Consider the following 20549-nt stretch of genomic DNA (forward strand, 5'->3'; position numbering starts at 1 on the left):
AAAAAAATAGTGTTGTCGAGAATTTTTTTAAAATTAGGGAGCTTTTTTGACAATTAAAATTTGGAGTGATGCTATCAATATTTATTTTTTGTGATGTAGATCGCATTTTTGATTGTTGAGATTTGCTAAAATTTATCCACCATTTTTGAGGTGTTGGTATTTAAGAGAGGCTGTAATGAGTGATATTGCACTGACTGTCAGTTTACTATCTTTAGTGGCAGTGTTGGGATTATGGATTGGTCATATCAAAATTAGAGGTGTTGGTTTAGGTATTGGTGGAGTATTATTTGGTGGGTTATTCGTTTCCCACTTTATGTCAGAATTTGGCGTTAAGCTCGATGCTCATACCCTTCATTTTATTCAAGAATTTGGTTTAATTTTATTTGTTTACTCAATAGGGATCCAAGTTGGTCCGGGATTCTTCTCCTCTCTTAAACATTCAGGCTTAAAACTTAATGGTTTTGCTGTTTTGATTGTGCTGTTAAGCGGTGTTCTGGTTGTCCTTCTTCATAAATTTTTCAACGTGCCTCTACCTGTTATCCTCGGGATTTTCTCTGGTGCGGTAACGAATACGCCTTCTCTCGGTGCTGGGCAGCAAGTGCTTGCTGAATTAAGTGGAGAAAGTGTAACCGAAATTATGGGTATGAGCTATGCCATTGCTTATCCATTTGGGATTATCGGGATTTTGCTGACAATGTGGTTAATTCGCATCATCTTAAAAATTAATATAGATAAAGAAGCAGAAGCCTTTAACCAAGTTCAAAATCAAGGCAAGGAGCAGCTTAGTACTTTAAATGTGCGTTTAACCAACCCAAACATTAATGGTTTAACACTCAAAGAACTGCCTGATTTTGATTTACACGAAGTATCCTATTCACGTTTAAAAAGAGGTGAAGAACTCTCAATTCCCCGAGTGGATACAGTATTACAAGTTGGCGATATATTACATTTAGTGGGCGATCAGGCATCACTGAATAAAATGCAAATTATTTTAGGTGAAGTAGCTGATGTATCTGTTTCAACAAAAGGCACAATTTATCGCTCGGAACGAGCTGTGGTTACTAACGAAAAAGTATTTGGCAAGCAAATTCGCCAGTTAATGCTGAAAGGGAAATATGATGTTGTGATTTCTCGCCTTAATCGTGCCGGGGTAGAGTTAGTTCCAACAGGCGATATGAGCTTGCAATTCGGTGATGTACTGAATTTAGTTGGTCGCCAAGCAGATATTGAAATGGTAATGACGATTATTGGCAATGCTCAGTCAAAATTACAACAAGTTCAAATGTTGCCTATTTTTATTGGGATCGGTTTAGGTGTCTTGCTAGGTTCTATCCCGATTTATTTACCGGGCTTTCCTGTTGCATTAAAACTTGGCTTAGCAGGTGGGCCGCTTTTAGTCGCTCTTATTTTGGCTAGAATTGGCAGCTTCCGCAAACTCTATTGGTTTATGCCACCGAGTGCGAACCTTGCGTTGCGTGAAATTGGTATCGTGCTATTTCTTGCTGTTGTAGGCTTAAAATCAGGGGGACGATTTCTTGAAACCTTACTTAGTAGTGAAGGTATGGAGTGGATTCTCTTTGGGGCAATCATCACATTCTTTCCACTTATGATTACAGGCTTAATTGCCAGAATTTATGCCAAAATGAACTATCTAAGCCTTTGCGGATTGCTTGCGGGCTCAATGACTGACCCACCGGCTCTTGCTTTTGCAAATGAAATAAAAGAAGGTAATGGAGCAGCCGCCCTCTCTTACGCAACGGTTTACCCACTCGTAATGTTTTTACGCATAATGTTACCACAGGTGTTGGCGATAATGTTATGGGTCTCTAGTGGATAAAAGTAGATATCAAGTATATAAGCTAAAAAGGCGACTGAAAGTCGCCTTTTGTCTTATCTAACTTTTATTGCATTTACGGATTAAATTAACTTCTTGTAATAAGGCTTGAATATCTTTATTTACAAAAATTTCCTCAATGCTCGTGTTTAAACGCCGCCGCCAGTTTGCATATTGCGTACTGGTTCCCGGAATGTTAACCGGCTCAGTCATACCTAACCAGTCTTCGGGTTGGAAGCCGAATAATCCGCTGCTTACATTTGCAACATAGGTTTGTAAACGGTGAATAAATGCGGTATTCACCGGTGAATTAAGTTGCTCGCTAATTTCAGGAGCGATCTCTACGTTATGTTCTTGTAAGCGTTGTAAGATTTTGGCTTTGGCATTAACTCGGTCTTGCTTAAGGATTGCTAAAATATCCGCATTAGGATAGACACCGAATTTTTCGCCTAACTCAAAATCATAGCCTCGCCAATAACCGTTGATAGTCGGTAAATCGTGGGTGCTTAATGTCGTCATTGCTTGGTAAGGGTAATGCTGTAAGTCTCGGCTTTTCCCTTGTTTATCAAATTCAAAATAGAAAATTTTATAAGATAAAATCCCTGCGTTTTTGAGCTTGCCCACAATTTCTTTTGGCACAGTACCTAAATCTTCACCGATAATCAGGCATTGATGGCGTTGGCTTTCCAGTGCCAAAATGGCAATTAAATCATCAACCGGATAACGGATATAAGCACCGTTAACCGCACTGTCGCCTTTTGGAATCCACCATAATCGTAATAAAGACATAATATGATCAAGGCGTAATGCACCGCAGTGGCTCATATTGGCTCTGACCAGCTCAATAAACGGGCGGTAGGCTTGTTGTTTTAATACGTGTGGGTTCATTGGGGTTAAGCCCCAGTTTTGTCCTTGCGGACCTAATACATCAGGCGGAGCTCCGACAGAAGCATTTAAGCAATAGAGATGCTTGTCATTCCACGTTTCTGCTCCGTTGGGGCTGACGCCAACGGCGAGATCACGATACATACCTATACGCATATTTTGCTGACGGCAAATTGCATCACATTCGGCTAACTGTTGATCGGCAACGAATTGCAACCAAAGGTAAAATTCTACCTCTGTTTTATGAGTTTCTCTAAATTGCTGCACGGCTGCGGAGTGGTAGTCTTGGTAGGCTTTCTCCCAGAAATCCCAGCCCCATTGGTTGGCAAACTGTGCGGATAAATGCTGATGAAGGGCATCAAATGTGGCTTGAACTTGTAGGCTTTCACCGCCTTTTTGTACAAATTCGGTAAAGGCAGAGTCAGCACAAGCGGTCATATTTTGCTGGAATTTTGCAAAAGCAAAGCGTAGCCCCTTTAATTTCAACGGAATGATTTTCTCGTAATTTAACCAATCTTGAGTGCGTAATTCCGATAATTGTTGTTGGATTTCAGTAGAATGAAACCAAGTTTGTGCTTCATCACTTTGTTGAAATTCTGCTAGCTGATTGATATCAATGTAAGCAATATTCAGCCATCGGCGAGAGGACGGGCTGTATGGGCTGGCAGAATTCGGATTTGCCGGAAAAAGCGAGTGAATCGGGTTCAAACCGATAAAATCTGCTTGGTAAGGTGCAATCTGTTGAATGAAGTTTTTTAAATCGCCAAAATCGCCAATTCCCCAGTTATGGGCTGATTTTAAGGTATAGAGTTGTAGAAATGTTCCCCATAATTTTTTTTGTTCAAGCACGGCTTGAGGTTGGTAGCAACGCTCCGGAGCGATAATAATGGTGCAATTAAAGGTTTTATCTCGTGTTTTTAGTTGTAATTGGTGATAGCCCAAAGGTAAATCTTGAGGTAATGTAATTCCCCTTGCTTTAATTTTGCCGGAAATAACTTGGTTTGAATTTTCTAGTTGTAGCTGCCAAGTACCGGTTAAAGGATGTTTTTTATCCGCTAAATGAAAAGGTAAAAAACAGGGTTGGTGTCGGTAAAAAATTTTGACTGCAGGAATAGGTGTTTCTTTCGCTTGAATATTGCCGTTAAAAGCATTGAATAATGTGTATTTTATTTTTTCGGATGCAGTTTTTTTTACACCACGTTCATCGAAAAAATAGGGCATAATACCGGCCCGATGATATTGTTTGGCAGTTATTTTCATCATTTCTCTCCATATATAAATACATATGAAATACAGCAGGAAATAGGCGACTTCCTGTTGAGAGAAGTCGCCCGAATTTATTATCTATTCAACCAGATGCGTTGTTGATAATCTTTAATTGAGCGGTCTGAGCTAAATGCACCCAAACGAGCGGTATTTAAAATTGCACTACGCAGCCAAGCTTCTTGATCTAAATAGGCTACACCAATTTTCTCTTGTGCTTGGCGATAGCTATCAAAATCGGCAAAGACTAAGAATGGATCACGCTCCAGGAGGCTGTTTAACATCAGCTTGAATGTCTCTTTATCTCCGTTAGAGGCTTTTCCTGTGGCTAAGAAATCAACCGCATTTTTTAAAATCGGATCTTGATTGTAATAGGCTTTTGGTTGGTAACCTTTTGCTAACAATTCCCTCACACTTTCTACGGTGTGTCCGAAGATAAAGATATTCTCCTCACCGACCATCTCGGCAATTTCCACATTAGCACCATCTAGCGTACCTAAGGTTAATGCCCCGTTGAGTGCCAATTTCATATTACCGGTGCCTGAGGCTTCTTTACCTGCCATTGAGATCTGTTCTGATACATCAGCTGCTGGAATAATTTTTTCCGCAAGACTGACTCGATAATCCGGTAAGAATGCCACTTGTAGTCGATCATTTACCTGCTTGTCGTTATTAATAATATCTGCCACATTATTAATAGCGTGAATAATATTTTTTGCTAAATAATACCCCGGAGCCGCTTTGCCCGAAAATAGGAATAGACGTGGTGTGTAGTCTTGGTTTGGGTTAGCTTTTAGCGATTGATAGGTCGCAATAATGTTTAACAAATTCAAATGTTGGCGTTTATATTCGTGGAAACGCTTAATTTGCACATCAAAAATCGCATTAGGATTGACATTTAACCCTAATGTTTTATGGATTTCATTGGCTAAAACCACTTTGTTATTGCGTTTAATGCGTTGATATTCTTCACGGAAACCGGTGTCATCCGCATATTGTTCAACGCCTTTTAATAATTCCAGATTATGTGTCCAATCTTGTTTTAAGGTACGATCCAATAAATCACTTAATTGTGGATTAGCTTGTCGAATCCAGCGGCGAGGTGTGATGCCGTTAGTAACATTGCAGAATTTTGTTGGGAATAATTTGTGGTATTCCGGGAATAGATCGGTCACTAAGAGATCGGAGTGAATTTCCGCAACGCCGTTTACACGGAAACAGGTAACAACGCAAAGGTTCGCCATACGTACTCGATAGTCAAATAGCACGGCTAATTTTTCCCAAATTTTGGCATCATCGCCAAATTCTGCCCGTACTTTTTCGTGGAAAATATCGTTAATTTTTTCCACAATTTGATAATGGCGAGGTAATAGCTGCTTAAATAGGCGTTGATCCCATTGTTCAAGTGCTTCAGGTAATAAGGTATGGTTAGTGTAAGCAAAGGTATTGCTGCAAATATCCCAAGCCTGCTCCCAAGTGAATTGGTGTTCATCTAATAGTACACGCATCAATTCAGGTATAGCGAGCGTTGGATGGGTATCATTGAGTTGAATAACTTGGCGTTTTGCTAAATCTTCTAGCGAATAACCTTCGCTAATGTGACGATCTAAAATATCGGCAACCGAGCAGGCACAATGGAAGTATTGCTGCATTAAGCGTAATTTTTGTCCGGCTTGATGGTTGTCGTTTGGATACAGCACTTGAGTTAGTGCGGCTGCATTGACAATCGTTTTATCGGCACTTAAAAATTTACCCTCATTAAAGGCATCAAAATCAAAAGATTGGTCGCTATCTGCTTGCCATAAACGTAATGGTTGAATGATGTTATTTTTATAACCGACAATCGGCAAGTCAAAGGCTTTACCTTGAATGGTCAATTTAGGCTGCCATTCATATTGATCGGCTTGGATATGTTTGATTTTTCCACCAAACCCGATATGGCGGGTTTTAGACGGATTAAAACGATGCCACGGGTAGCTGTCACGAGCCCAAGTATCCGCTGCTTCTTTCTGCATTCCCTCTTTGAAGCTTTGTTTAAACAGACCATATTGATAATGAAGCCCATAGCCGGTTGCATTTTGTCCGACAGTTGCCATCGAATCTAAAAAGCAGGCAGCAAGACGACCTAATCCACCATTACCCAATGCTGGATCACGCTCTTGTTCTAAAACATCTACTAATTCAACTTGATATTGTTTAAGATAGTCACGAATTTGTTCGTAATAACCTAAATTCATTAAATTATTGCCGGTTAATCGACCAATTAAGAACTCCATTGAGAGGTAGTTCACGTGGCGTGATTCTGTCGGTTTGGTTGCAGGCTGGCTATAAATTAGCTCAAGGGAACCTTCAGCAACAACTTGATACCACTGCTGTAAGGTAAAGTGTTTTGGAACTGTCACATCAAAGTAGCGACAGTATTTTTCTACAATAGAATTAAATGTCATAGGAAACCCCCGGTTAAAAATGAATGTCGCTATTATGTAAAATCCAAATAAAATCAAATCATCCCAATAATCATCTTGTATGGTATGATTATAAGGAAGTAGTGAGAACACAAATGGTGGATATATCATCCCTATTTTGTTATGAGAGAAAATTGAATTTATTATGTTAATACCATCAAAACTTGTTTGTTCTTTTCGATTACAAAACAGCATTCCCCGAAAACGTTTAATTCAAGAATTAGACAAATCTTGCAGTTATCCGGTCGTATTGATAAATGCACCGGCAGGTTATGGCAAAACCACTCTGGTTTCCCAATGGGTTGAAAATAAAAAGAATATCGGCTGGTATGCGTTAGATGAAGGCGATAATAATTCAGATCGTTTTGCCGCTTATTTTAGTGCGGCATTGCATTCAGCAATCAATGAAGAAATAGACGTACTGTTAGAGGAAAATCGTAAAGCTAATTTATTAGCTTTATTTAATCAATTATTGATTAAAGCCGCGGCATTTTCAGAGCATTTTTATCTTGCTATTGATGATTATCATATTATTGAAAATGATGAAATTCACGAAGCATTAAAATATTGGATTAAACATCAACCGTCTAATATGACGCTTATCTTGATTTCTCGATCAATTCCCCCGTTAAGTATTGCCAGTTTAAGAGTGCAAGAACAATTATTGGAAATTGATATTAACCAGCTAATGTTTGATCACCAAGAAAGTGCTGCTTTTTTTCAAGCAAGATTAGGTACAGAGCTAAATCAGCAAGATATTATTTCACTGTGTAACGAAGTTGAAGGCTGGCCTACAGCCCTTCAGCTAATTAGCCTTTTTGCAAAAAATAAATCACACACGCTACAAGTACCACTGCAAGATATTGCCAAACGTTTAGCCAAATCAAACCATTTTCATATTAACGAATATTTAGCCGATGAAGTGCTTAATAAAGTCGATGAAGAGACTCGTTTGTTTATTTTGCGTTGTTCGGTTTTGCATTCAATGAATGAGTCTTTAGTGCAGGCTGTTACAGGGGAGCAAAACAGCCGCACCAAATTAGAGTCTCTCGAAAAGCAAGGTTTGTTTTTACAACAAATGGCAAACAGTAAGTGGCAGAGTAGTGATGATAGCTGGTGGAAATTCCATCCGCTTTTTGCGTCCTTTTTAAATTTATGTTGCCAAAATGAGTTGTATGCTGAATTACCGCAACTGCACCAAAAGGCAGCGAATGCGTGGTTACAATTAGGCTATGTTACAGAAGCCTTACATCACGCAATGCAATTATCGGATACCGAATTATTACTCAATATTTTGAGCAAACACGCTTGGACGGTATTTCATCAGGGCGAACTCAAATTATTGGAAGAGAGCTTAAATTGCCTAGATTACGTCCATTTAACTGAACATACTAATTTGGTGTTACTCAAAGCCTGGTTGGTACAAAGCCAGCACCGCCATATTGAAGTAGGTGGTATTTTAGCGGATTTTTCTCGTGCATTAACTGAAAATAAGATTGAATTGAGCAAAACCGCCAATGCAGAATTTAATGTGCTACGGGCACAAGTTGCTATCAATTCCGGTGATGAAAATACTGCACTTCAATTAGCGTCTGAAGCGTTAAACGATCTTTCCGAAAATGCCTATTATGCCCATATTGTTGCAACCTCTATTATTGGTGAGGCATATCATTGTCACGGTAACCTAGCAGAAGCATTGTCAATGTTACAAAAAGCGGAACGAATGGCACGCCAGCACCATACTTACCATAATATTTTGTGGTCACAGCTTCAACAATCTGAGATTTTACTAGCACAAGGCTTTTTACAAGCGGCCTATGAAATGTTAGATAAAGCCAGTGATTTTGTGAAAGAAAATCACCTACAAAAAGTGCCGATGTATGAATTTTTGCTACGTTCTAAAGGTAAAATTCTATGGGAATGGTATAACTTAGATAAAGCCGAATCAATGGCAGTTGCCGGAATGAATGCCCTATCTAAATTTGAAGACAAGCTACAATGTTTAACCTTACTCACAAAGATTTCATTAGCTCGTGGCAATCTAGATAACACCGCCCGATTATTAGGTGAGGTTGAACAATTAGAGCATTCTCACTCTTACCACCACGATTGGATTGCCAACGCCGATCAGGTAAGGATGTTTTATTGGCAAATGACCAATGATATTTCTGCTGCTCATCATTGGTTAATTCAAAATCCATCGCCAATTTCTGATAAAAATCACTTTACTCAAATTCAATGGCGTAACATTGCGAGAGCCAGAATTTTACTAAAAGAATATGATAAAGCAAAAGCCATTTTAGATAATTTAATTGAAACGGCTGAAAAATTTTCTCTGATTAGCGATTTAAATCGTGCATTGATTGTTCGTAATAGGCTCTATTTTTTACAAGGCGAGAAAGAATTAGCTCAGCAAGATTTAATTCAGGCACTAAAACTTACACGCCAAACGAATTTTATCAGTGCGTTTGTGATTGAAGGGGATGTGATGGCACAGCAGATCCGCCATTTATTGCAACTTAATGTGCTAGATGAATTGGTATTACACAAAGCACAATTTATTTTACGCAATATCAATCAATTTTATCGCCAAAAATTTGCCCATTTTGATGAAAACTTTGTAAATCAATTACTGAAAAATCCGAAAGTACCGGAACTCTTAAAAATTAGTCCGCTCACTCAGCGGGAATGGCAAGTATTGGGTTTGATTTACTCCGGATATAGCAATGAACAAATTTCAGATGAGTTGCAAGTGGCAGCAACCACAATTAAAACCCATATCCGAAATCTGTATCAGAAAATCGGTGTGACCAATCGTAACGAAGCAATCAGCTATACGAAAGAGCTGCTGATGTTGATGGGGTATCATTGATCACAAGCTCAGAGGGGAGCAAGCGGTCGATTTTTGCCGATTTTTTGCAACTTGTTACCCCGAACCGGCTTCAAGTTTTCCCTAGAAGGAAAAAGAAAAGAGAAAACTTGAAGCCAAAGCCTATTTAATTTCCAACCCAAACCACCATCACTTTATCTTCATTCAACACACGGTTAAACGCAAAGTAGCCATCATTTTTAATGAATTGGTGAACACCTGCACCAATAGCCGGATGGCGTTGGCGGAATTGTGTCAGTTTTTGCCAATGTTGATGCAATGCCTGTTTCTGAGGATCTTGCTGCAACTCTTGCCAATTCATATCCGAACGTGTGCCTTGTAACGGGTCTGAACCGGTCGCACCAAATGTCCGCCCACTTTCATCACCATAATAGATTTGCACCGCACCGGGTGAAAGCAGCAGCAAATTTGCGGCGGTTTTGTGTTTTTCGATATGTTGTTCACTATCTGAATGGAAAAATAATCGGGTATCGTGTGAAGATAAATAGCTCAGCACATTGAAGTTGCTTAATTTACGGCTCATTTCAGCGTAAACTGGCTCAATATGGGCAAAGCAATTTAACCCTTGTTTAGCCTGATCTTGAAAATCGAAATTGATCATTGCATCAAAACCGTTTTGATAATAGTCACTTTTGAACACGCCGTGTCCCCACGCTTCTCCCGTCATCCAAAAGCGATCGTTAAAACCGGCGTTCGGATTGGCTTGTTGCCATTCGCTTAAGGCTTGTTGTGCCGATTGTTTTAATGCCAGCCACGTGGATTTTTCAACGTGTTTGGCGGTATCCACCCGAAAGCCGTCAATGCCATATTTTCTGACCCAATCGGATAACCAACCAATTAAATAATCACGCACTTTAGCGTTTGGTAATGTTTTGGCATTGGTATTTTTATTTGCAAAAAATTCAGGTAATTTGACCGCTTGTTCGCTCTCGGTTTTTAGATCCGGAAGGGCAACGAGCGACATTTTTAAATCATCAAATTTAGGGCTGTCGTAATCGGCAATATCAGCTCTAACCCATTCTTTTCCCCACCAATTTTGCCAAGCCTGATTATCATTAAAGCGAATGAAATCATTGAAACTGTGCCAATTTTGTCCTGATTTCGGCTTCCAGTGTGTCCATTTTTCGCCTAATGTTTGGCTGATTTCGTCCGGTGTTAAGTAAAATCCGCCAAAGTTAAACTCCTGCATATCGGCAAGCGTCGCATAGCCGGTATGGTTCATCACCACATCAAACAGCACCCGAATACCACGCTGGTGGGCTTGTTGAACAAAGCGACTTAAATCGTCTTCAGTACCCATATTGGCATCTAATTTCGTCCAATCCAAATGATAATAACCGTGATAGCCATAATGCGGAAAATCCCCCTTATCACCGCCGCCAACCCAGCCGTGCATTTGTTCTAACGGAGAGCTAATCCACAATACGTTTACCCCAAGTTGTTGTAGGTAATCGAGCTTTTCGGTTAATCCTTTTAAATCACCACCGTGAAAGGTGCCGATTTCTTGCATTCCGTCTTTTTGGCGGTGGTAGCTGTGGTCATTGGTCGGATCGCCGTTATAAAAGCGGTCGGTCAGCACAAAATAGACGGTGGCATTTTTCCAATCAAACGTTGCCGTATTTTCGGTATTGCTTTTTTCCAGCAAAATCAGACCGCTTGCGTTTTCATTGGGCATTAAGGTGACTTTGCCGTTTTTAACGATAGCGGTGTTGCCTGAATAAAAATCGCTAACCGATTCGCCTTCGGCAAAAGTGGAAGAAACATCAATTTCAATCGGTTTTTTATCCCAATTCGGGCAACTTTGAAACATCGCTTCATTGTGCTGTAGCTGCTGTTCTACGCTGATTGTGAGTGTCGGAGTGCCGCTTCGCAGATCAATTTGTGCCAGATAGTTGCCTTGACGAAACAACCGCAGTTGTGGAGCTTCATTTATACAAGGGACTAACGCAACCGATTGATTTAATTTTATCGCTTGTTGGGGTTGATAACATTGTTCGCCAAATTTGAACCTAAGCGGATAGCTCCCTTTTTCCAATTGAACTTGGGATTGAAACAACCGTTTTTCGAGATTATCGTTAAAATCAGAAAAATGGGAATGTTGCCAAGATTGGGCAAAAAGGCTTGAGGTATAGAATAAGCAGAGATAAGGTAACGCATTTTTCATAGACACCCCTAATAAAGATTGACGACCGCAGTATCAGCTCGACAAGCGGTCGTTTTTAGAGAATTTTTTGCAAACTAGCCTTTCACGCCGCCGGCAGTTAAACCACCGATTAACCAGCGTTGTGCCAATAAGAAGACCAGTGTAATCGGAATTGCGGATAAGACCGCCGCTGCTGCGAAGTCACCCCATAAGTAGTTTTGCGGATAGAGGTATTGTTGCATACCAACGGCTAAGGTGTAGCTGTTTACATCACGCAATAGGAGTGAGGCAACCGGTACTTCGGTAATGGCGGCAATAAATGAAAGAATAAAAACTACCGCCAAAATCGGCACTGAAAGCGGTAATAAGATTAATCGGAATGCTTGCCACGGGGTTGCTCCATCAAGGGAAGCGGCTTCTTCCAATGAACCATCAATCGTTTCAAAGTAGCCTTTGATTGTCCAAACGTGTAAGGCAATTCCGCCTAAGTAGGCAAAAATAACACCACCGTGTGTGTTTAAACCAAGAAACGGTACATACTGCCCAAGACGATCAAACAACGCATATAAGGCAACTAAGGAAAGTACTGCCGGGAACATTTGGAAAATCAGCATACCTTGTAGAATGGTTTTTTTGCCTTTAAATTTCATTCGGGCAAACGCATAAGCACAGGTAGTAGATAAGGTTACAATGCCGATGGAGGTAATTGTTGCCACTTTGATGGAGTTCCATAACCAGCGTAGCACCGGGAATGGAGGCGGTGTGACTGTGCCATCGGCGTGTGTAACATCAAAACCAAGAGCGGCTTGCCAATGTTCCCACGAAATTTGGCTTGGAATAATATCACCGATAGCCAGATTTCCCGGTCGTAATGAAATGCCAATCACCATTAATAGAGGGAAAATAATTAAGGCAAGAAAACAAATTAAGATGAAATGGGTTGCCCATACCCGATAACGCACAGATTTAGATTGAACAATTGCCATATATAACTCCTAAAGTTAGTTTGGGGTCGGGATTGTTAAATCCCTCCCGCTTTTATAATTCCATTTTGGTTGCTTTGATATTTAAGAGTGCCAAGCCACCGACTAATAAGAAAATAATGGTTGCGATGGCGGCTGCTAAGCCGAAATCTTGCGTACCACTTCCTTCAAAGGCAATGCGATAGGTGTAGCTGACTAATAAATCGGTATAACCGGCTGGGGTGGTTGTGCCAATCATATCCGGGCGACCGTTTGTTAATAGTTGAATTAACACAAAGTTGTTAAAGTTAAATGCAAACGAAGCAATCATTAACGGAGTAAGTGGTTTTAACAGTAATGGGAAAGTGATTTTACTGAAGTTTTGCCAAGTGGAAGCACCGTCCATTGCAGAAGCTTCATATAAATCAGCCGGAATAGCTTTGAGTAACCCCATACATAAAATCATCATATAAGGATAACCTAACCACGTATTGACAATTAAGATCATCACTTTGGCAAGGAGCGGATCGTTAAACCATTCAGGACTAATCCCGAATAGTTGGTTTAAAATCATATTGATCTCACCAAAACTTTGGTTAAATAGTCCTTTAAAGATCAGAATTGAAATAAAAGATGGTACGGCATAAGGTAAAATCAATAAGACACGATAGACTGCTTTACCTTTTAATGCCTCCCATTGTACCAAACAGGCAAGAACCATACCGAGAATAACGGTAAAGACAACGGTTAATAAAGAGAAGATCACCGTCCAAATAAATATTTGGACAAAAGGTTTTTGAATACCTTCATCGGTAAAAATTTTAATGAAGTTATTAAAGCCTGATGTGACAGTATAACCCGGTTCAAGTGTTTCGCTTTGCCAATGACCGTTTTCATCAATCGCTTGGAAGAAACCGGTTTCGTCATTTGCTTGATAACGTTTGCCAGTCTCATTATTGAGTAATATTTTATTTTCTTCATCAAATTGATAGCGTGGTTTTTGCTCGGAGAATTGACGTAATGAGCTCATTGTCAGTTCATTGTTATTCGGTAAAACCACTTTCATTGATTGAAGTGCAGCCCGATTTTGCGTAATCACTTTAAGAGGAGCAACTTCGCCGGTTGGTCTGTTTTGCTCGGTCACAACCACATTCGTTCCGGTAGCCAATGAAATCGGCTCTGACACAAAAGTTTGCTCTGTCGTCGGATTGGTTAATGCAATTTGATATTGATTATCTGCTTGCGGATAAAGGGTGAATTGATATTTATCTCCGGCAAAATAGCGTTGTTCAGTTAAGACGGATACCGCTCGTTCAAAGGATAATTGATTAGAACCACTATAGTTGGTAAACGCAATTGCAATAGTCGCAACCAGCGGAAACAAAATAAAAATTGCCATTCCGGTAATGCCAGGGTAAACATACCGCCAAGCATAGGCATTTTTATTGGTAAAAATATAGACACCGGAGGTTAGAATAATCAGCGTTAAAATAGCAAAAAGATATTCACCTTGTGAGTACATTAAGACAACAAGATAGAAGTCAAGGAGCAAGACTAATCCGGCTAAGAGATATTTGAGCCAATGAGTGGATTTGGATTGAGTTTGAGTTAGCATAACAGCACCTCGAAGTTTTACTGCATTTTGTTACGGTACTTTTACTGTACTTTTATTGTATTTAGGGTGAATCTAAAAATAGAGTGGGTCATAATAACCCACTCAGAATGATGAAGAATTATTGTTGTTTTTGAATGCGTGAATGTGCATCATCTAATGCTTCTTTCACCGATTGACGACCGGTTACTGCATTATTGATAGCAGATTTTTCGGCATACCAGAAAGAAGACATTTGCGGAATATTTGGCATAATTTCACCGTTTTTCGCATTTGCCATCGTTGCAGCAATACGAGGATCAGCCGCTAATTTCTCTTGGTAAGATTTTAACGCCACCGCACCTAAAGGTTTATCTTTATTGACTGCATCTAAACCGTCGTCGGTGAGTAAATAATTCTCTAAGAATTCTTTGGCTAAATCTTTATTTGGGCTTGAACTGTTAACACCGGCACTTAATACCCCTACGAATGGTTTAGAGGCTTGACCATTTAATGTCGGTAGTAAAGTTACACCATATTTAATGCCGCTTTTATCAATGTTGCCCCAAGACCAAGGACCATTGATAGTTAAGGCACTTTGTCCTTTATTGAAAGAGGCTTCGGCAACAGCATAGTCCATATCAGCACTAATATGTTTATTTTTCACCATATCTACCACGAATTGTAGTGCTTTTACTGCCCCTTCATTGTTCACGCCAATATCTTTTGCATCGTATTTACCGTTAGCAAATTTAAACGCATAAGCTCCGTTTGAAGCAGCAATAGGCCACGTGAAATAAGGTTCGGATAAGTTCCACATAATGGCATTTTTGCCCTCTTTTTTGAGTTTTTTATCTAATTCGATAATCTCTTCCCAAGATTTTGGTGCTTCTTTAACTAAATCTTTATTATAAATGAGTGAAATGGCTTCAATAGCAACCGGATAACCGATAATTTTGCCGTTGTAAGTTTCAGCATCCCAAGCAAAATCAACAAATTTATCTTTAAATTCTTTGCTTACATTCACTTCAGATAATAAACCTGATTGTGCATAACCACCAAAACGGTCGTGAGCCCAGAACATAATATCCGGACCATCACCGGTTGAGGCAACCTGTGCAAATTTTTCTTCAAGTCTATCCGGATGTTCAACTAAAACTTGAACACCAGTATCTTTTTCAAATTTCTTACCAACTTCGGCAAGCCCGTTGTACCCTTTATCACCGTTAATCCAGATAACAAGTTTACCTTCTGTCATTTTTGCCATTACTGTTCCGGAAAGAACTAAGGTAGCAAGTGCAGCTAAGGTGAATTTGACACATTTGTTTTTCATAAAAAACTCCTTGAAGTTAAATAAAAGAAGAAACGGATATCCACAACCCCTATTAAAATTATTGCAAATTATGGGCTATACAATCTATTTGAGATCACCCTTTGCTCTACGCCCCCCAGGTTAAAAGTATGAACTAAGTAACATTTTTCATTATTTTGTGATCAGATTCACAAAAATAAGCGTTAAAAATGAGAGCTCGATCACAAAATTTATTAAATTTCCCTGAATTAGGTTTTTTTAGGTAATTAGAGTTCTAACCCTAAAAAAAAGTACTCTGGGATGATTTCTTCATTAGATAAAAAGGCGACTATTCAGCCTAAATTCAAACCACAAGCAAAAGCAAAATAAAGAGGTTTAATTATGGCGAATGTATCATTGCGTAACGTGGGAAAATCGTATGGTGATGTTCATATTTCTAAGGATATTAATTTAGAAATTAACGAAGGGGAATTCGTTGTATTCGTTGGGCCATCAGGTTGTGGTAAATCCACACTATTGCGAATGATAGCAGGGCTTGAAGATATTACGACAGGTGAGCTTTATATCGGTGATAAATTAATGAATGATGTCGAACCCTCTAAACGTGGAATTGGGATGGTATTCCAATCTTATGCACTTTATCCACATTTAGACGTTGCCGAGAATATGTCTTTTGGCTTAAAGCTGGCAGGCGTGAGTAAAGCAGAGCGGGATCAGCGAGTTAACCAAGTTGCCGAAATCTTACAACTGGCTCACCTATTAGACAGAAAACCTAAAGCACTTTCCGGTGGGCAACGCCAACGGGTAGCTATTGGTAGAACACTGGTTTCCCAACCCGAAGTATTTTTACTTGATGAACCACTTTCCAACCTTGATGCGGCATTGCGTGTGCAAATGCGGGTAGAAATTTCCAAATTACATAAAAAATTAAATCGCACAATGATTTATGTTACCCACGATCAAGTTGAAGCAATGACATTAGCCGACAAAATTGTGGTATTAAATGCCGGCGGTATTGCTCAAGTAGGTAAACCGTTAGAGCTTTATCATTATCCGGCAAATCGCTTTGTAGCAGGATTTATCGGCTCGCCTAAAATGAATTTTTTACCGGTAAAAGTGATTGCAGTAGAACCGGAACGGGTAAAAATTGAGTTACCTGATGCAAATCATCATAATTTTTGGATTCCGGTTTCCGGCGAAGGGGTGAATGTGGGAGATAACTTATCTTTAGGTATCCGCCCGGAACATTTAGTTCCTTCGGATCAAACCCAAGTCACCTTACACGGTATTGTGCAAGTTGTGGAATTGCTCGGAAATGAAACACAAATCCACCTTGAAATCCCTGAAATCAAACAACCCACCTTAATTTATCGCCAAAATGATGTGGTATTAGTTAATGAAGGCGATGATATGAATATCGGTATATTGCCGGAACGTTGCCATTTATTTAAGGAAGACGGTACAGCTTGCAAACGTTTGTTTGTTGAAAAAGGGGTATAACAATTTCAGTTTATTACTGATTTTAGGGGATGTTTTCCATCTTCTAATCAATTAATACTTAACCTAAGTAAAATCAAATCTTAAGAGAGGTTCTATTATGAAAAAAACAGTCCTAGCAGTTGCAATCAGCGGTGCAATGTTCGCAGCCAGTGCATCAGCGGTCGATTTTCACGGTTACGCTCGTTCAGGTATCGGTTGGACATCCGGTGGTGGTGAACAATCTGCATTTACTGTTAATGGCGGTGGTTCAAAATACCGTTTGGGTAACGAATCTGATACCTATGCAGAATTGAAATTAGGTCAGGAATTATTCAAAAGTGGTGAAAAATCCATCTATTTTGATACCAACCTTGCTTATGGTGGTACGCTTCACAACAACGACTGGACAGAAACCAGCCCGGCATTACGTGAATTAAACGTACAGTTCAAAAACTTTGCCGATAGCTTACCGGGTGCAACCTTATGGGCAGGTAAACGTTTCTATCAACGCCATGATGTTCATATGAACGACTTCTACTACTGGGATATTTCCGGTCCGGGTGCAGGGGTTGAAAATGTTGATTTAGGCTTCGGAAAACTCTCTTTAGCGGTTACTCGTGATACAGAGAAAGACGGTGCATTCTCTTATTACTATGACTATGCTAAAAAAGCGTATGTAAGCAACCGTGATGCGAAAAAAGACGTCTATAATGATATTTTTGATATTCGCTTAGCAGGTATTGAGCTTTGGAAAGATGGTTCGTTAGAGTTAGGTTTTGATTACGGTAATGCTCATACTAAAGATGGTACAAAACTTAATAATGATAAAGCAACCAAAAACGGTTATATGGTAACAGCGGAATACACCCAAGGTAACTTCTTTGGCGGTTTCAATAAATTTACTGCACAATATGCAACTGACTCAATGACTTCTTGGAATAACGGTCACGCACAGGGTTCAAAAGCAGATAATAAAGGCAATATGCTTCGTTTAATCAACCAAGGCGTTGTACAAGCGAGTGATAAAGTTGAAGTGATGTATGCCTTAATCTACGAAAAAACAAAACTAGATAATAAACAAGGTAAAACTTGGTACTCTGCTGGTATCCGCCCAATGTATAAATGGAATGATACAATGAGTACATTATTAGAGGTCGGTTATGACCGTATTAAAGATCAAGCCACAGGTAAGAAAAACGACTTAGTGAAATACACCATTGCACAACAATGGCAAGCAGGTAACAGCATTTGGGCTCGCCCTGCAATCCGTGTGTTTGGTACTTATGCACGTTGGAATGACAAATTCAATACAGAAGCTCGTACCAATGCCGGCTATAAAGCCAAAGACGGCGAGTTTATCACCGGTGTTCAATTTGAAGCTTGGTGGTAATCATCAAACGTTTATGTGGGTAGGGCTGAACCTACCCACTATTTCAGCACTTTATCCTATTTTATAATTTTTAGAGGTTAATATGAAAAAAACGCTTCTTTCGACAGCAATATTATTCGCCCACCTTTTTGTGGTGTCTCCGAGTATGGCAAACAGTTCGGCAGTTAAACCTATTCATATTAACTCGTCTGAATTAGCTCAAATTCAATGGCAAGATGTGCCATTTTCACAAACCGTAAAAACAGAATTAAGCGAACAACACAAACAAGCATTTACCACAGCATTTGCCGGTATTGCTAGCCCGGTAGCTGCCTATCGTATTCCTGCAAATCAAGGTACATTGGAAATTGAAATCGAAAGCCCGGTGATGGACAAAAATGTTTTTGTGCCAACAGCAGTCGTATTGGATAGTCACTTTAATGTAGCGGCAACTTACCCTTCTTCTGAGTTTAAATTATTGGAAGAACGAGGGCTCAAAGGCAATCGTTTAGGGGCAGAACTCAATTTAACACCGGCAATGAACCAAGAATATATTTACTTGCTCATTTATACCACGCAGCAAGATTTAGCCAAAACGACAATGATGCCACATCCGGCAAAAACCTATGCAAAAGCAACCGGTAAACAACCGCCGGCAATTAATGATATTGAAGTGGCACATAGTTTAAAAGGTCAAATCCACATCAATGTTACCGGCTCGAATGGCACTAAATTTATTGGCTTGCCGACCGAAATTTTTAGCTCAAATAAAGCAGCAACTCCGGTAGGTAAAACGACTGCTTCGATGCTGACAAAAGAAAACCCGGTTGCAGTAAAAACAGCGGTAGATAAAGATACAGAAGCCTATTTTAATCAGGCGGTAATGAAAGCGATTAAAGCAAAAGATATTAATAAAGCGATGAATTTGGTTAACGAGGCAGAAAAATTAGGGCTGACTTCTCCACGCCAAATTTTCTTAAAAAATGTAAGTTCAAATTGATTTATTGTTTTTTTCATAGACATTCTCCTTGTCATCGGATGGGTGGTTTATCACCACCAACACCCTATCAGGGCAATCTGATAGGGTGCTTTTTTTGGGAGATTTGCAAAATTTCCGGAAAATTAGACCGCTAGAGACTTAATTCACTTCCTTAAACTGAATCATTCCCGCTTCGGCAAAATTGTTGTCGTCATCTTCGTCTAAGAAGGTTTTGGTTTCAATTTTGACATCATCAAAAGCGGTGTCGCCTTCTATGCCTTCAATGGTTTGACCGTGTTTAATCCCTTTAAAATCAAAAAATTTCGGATCGCATAAGTGAGACGGCACGATATCTTGCAAAGCACTGAACATGGTTTCTAAACGCCCCGGGTATTGTCGATCCCAAGTATTCAGCATTTCTTTCACCACTTGGCGTTGTAAATTAGGCTGAGAACCACACAGATTACACGGAATAATCGGGAACTGCTTAGCTTCAGCATATTTGATAATATCTTTTTCTTTGCAATAAGCGAGCGGGCGGATCACAATTTGTTTGTCGTCATCAGAAATCAGTTTTGGTGGCATACTTTTCATTTTGCCGCCGTAGAACATATTTAAAAATAGGGTAGCGAGCATATCATCACGGTGATGACCTAACGCAATTTTCGTTGCCCCAAGCTCAGTGGCGGTGCGGTATAAAATCCCACGACGCAGGCGAGAGCAGAGTGAGCAAGTGGTTTTTCCCTCTGGGATTTTCTCTTTCACAATGCCGTAAGTATTTTCTTCTACAATTTTATATTCCACACCAATGCTGTCTAAATAGCGAGGCAATACCTCTTCCGGAAAGCCCGGTTGTTTTTGGTCTAGGTTTACCGCAACAACGCTGAAATTCACAGGGGCACTTTGTTGAAGATTAAGCAGAATATCAAGTAAAGTGTAGCTGTCTTTCCCGCCAGAAAGGCAAACCATCACACGGTCGCCTTCTTCAATCATACCAAAATCAGCAATTGCATTGCCGACATTACGGCGTAAACGTTTTTGTAACTTATTGAAATTATAAGCAATTTTCTTTTCAGATTTTTGTTGGATATCGTCTGACATAATATTTTGTAACCTGATAAATACACATTTATGTGTAGCAACTGTATCTCCCCAACATTTTTGGCAAGATACAAATTCGTTAATTAAACCGCGTGAGCATTCCACTGTGAGCCATCACGGACGATGGCATTAATCACGGTTAAAAGCTTACGTATACAGGCGTTTACCGCCACTTTGAACGGTTTGCCACGAGCAATCAGCCGTTCATAAAATGCCTTGAACTTCGGTTCGTGTTGGCGGGCGACATTCGCCGCATTATAAAGTACGTTTCGTACC

The 20549-nt window shown here is 39.8% G+C and carries 12 protein-coding genes and 1 pseudogene; 5 read left to right on the forward strand and 8 right to left on the reverse strand.

Annotated elements, in window-relative coordinates:
* Positions 1 to 175: 175 nt before the first annotated feature.
* The gene (locus ACERCG_RS03610) at positions 176 to 1837 is read left to right on the forward strand and encodes a putative transporter (RefSeq protein WP_373610714.1); all 1662 of its coding nucleotides are present in this window, start codon (positions 176 to 178) and stop codon (positions 1835 to 1837) included.
* A 57-nt stretch (positions 1838 to 1894) separates the two neighbouring features.
* Here ACERCG_RS03610 and malQ read toward each other — a convergent pair whose 3' ends face one another.
* Together malQ and malP are read right to left on the reverse strand one after the other, a co-directional pair.
* Positions 1895 to 3979 carry a 4-alpha-glucanotransferase gene (gene malQ, locus ACERCG_RS03615; protein WP_373610727.1) on the reverse strand — a complete coding sequence of 695 codons (2085 nt, stop codon included), beginning with the start codon at positions 3977 to 3979 and terminating at the stop codon, positions 1895 to 1897.
* 80 nt (positions 3980 to 4059) lie between these two features.
* A complete protein-coding gene (gene malP, locus ACERCG_RS03620) occupies positions 4060 to 6429 on the reverse strand; it encodes a maltodextrin phosphorylase (protein WP_373610715.1) in 2370 nt (789 codons plus the stop codon).
* Between the two features lie 163 nt (positions 6430 to 6592).
* On the opposite strand from malP, the gene malT reads away from it, so the two are divergent.
* Positions 6593 to 9319 (forward strand): HTH-type transcriptional regulator MalT, encoded by a 2727-nt coding sequence (malT, locus tag ACERCG_RS03625; RefSeq protein ID WP_373610716.1) that lies wholly within the window; start codon positions 6593 to 6595, stop codon positions 9317 to 9319.
* A 124-nt stretch (positions 9320 to 9443) separates the two neighbouring features.
* Here the strand turns inward: malT and ACERCG_RS03630 are convergent, their stop codons facing one another.
* The 4 genes from ACERCG_RS03630 to malE all read right to left on the reverse strand — a co-directional run bounded on the left by ACERCG_RS03630 (position 9444) and on the right by malE (position 15366).
* A complete protein-coding gene (locus ACERCG_RS03630; RefSeq protein WP_373610717.1) occupies positions 9444 to 11501 on the reverse strand; it encodes an alpha-amylase in 2058 nt (685 codons plus the stop codon).
* Positions 11502 to 11575: 74 nt separating this feature from the next.
* The gene (malG, locus tag ACERCG_RS03635; protein ID WP_006248005.1) at positions 11576 to 12466 is read right to left on the reverse strand and encodes a maltose ABC transporter permease MalG; all 891 of its coding nucleotides are present in this window, start codon (positions 12464 to 12466) and stop codon (positions 11576 to 11578) included.
* Between the two features lie 52 nt (positions 12467 to 12518).
* Positions 12519 to 14057 carry a maltose ABC transporter permease MalF gene (gene malF, locus ACERCG_RS03640; protein ID WP_373610718.1) on the reverse strand — a complete coding sequence of 513 codons (1539 nt, stop codon included), beginning with the start codon at positions 14055 to 14057 and terminating at the stop codon, positions 12519 to 12521.
* Between the two features lie 118 nt (positions 14058 to 14175).
* A complete protein-coding gene (malE, locus tag ACERCG_RS03645; protein WP_373610719.1) occupies positions 14176 to 15366 on the reverse strand; it encodes a maltose/maltodextrin ABC transporter substrate-binding protein MalE in 1191 nt (396 codons plus the stop codon).
* 360 nt (positions 15367 to 15726) lie between these two features.
* Here malE and malK point away from each other — a divergent pair, with 360 nt between their 5' ends.
* The 3 genes from malK (at position 15727) to malM (ending at position 19193) form a co-directional block, all read left to right on the forward strand.
* Positions 15727 to 16845: a maltose/maltodextrin ABC transporter ATP-binding protein MalK gene (gene malK / locus ACERCG_RS03650; protein WP_373610720.1), complete on the forward strand. Its 1119-nt coding sequence runs from the start codon at positions 15727 to 15729 to the stop codon at positions 16843 to 16845.
* A 97-nt stretch (positions 16846 to 16942) separates the two neighbouring features.
* Positions 16943 to 18214, forward strand: a complete 1272-nt coding sequence (locus tag ACERCG_RS03655) for a maltoporin (RefSeq protein ID WP_373610721.1) — start codon at positions 16943 to 16945, stop codon at positions 18212 to 18214.
* A gap of 82 nt (positions 18215 to 18296) precedes the next feature.
* Positions 18297 to 19193, forward strand: a complete 897-nt coding sequence (gene malM, locus ACERCG_RS03660) for a maltose operon protein MalM (protein ID WP_373610722.1) — start codon at positions 18297 to 18299, stop codon at positions 19191 to 19193.
* Positions 19194 to 19331: 138 nt separating this feature from the next.
* Here the strand turns inward: malM and ttcA are convergent, their stop codons facing one another.
* Positions 19332 to 20273, reverse strand: coding sequence for a tRNA 2-thiocytidine(32) synthetase TtcA (gene ttcA, locus ACERCG_RS03665; RefSeq protein ID WP_373610723.1), 942 nt, complete (start codon positions 20271 to 20273; stop codon positions 19332 to 19334).
* An 83-nt stretch (positions 20274 to 20356) separates the two neighbouring features.
* Positions 20357 to 20549: pseudogene (locus ACERCG_RS03670) on the reverse strand (IS110 family transposase); the annotation flags it as partial.

The sequence above is a fragment of the Mannheimia sp. E30BD genome (genome assembly GCF_041807785.1).
GTDB lineage: Bacteria > Pseudomonadota > Gammaproteobacteria > Enterobacterales > Pasteurellaceae > Mannheimia.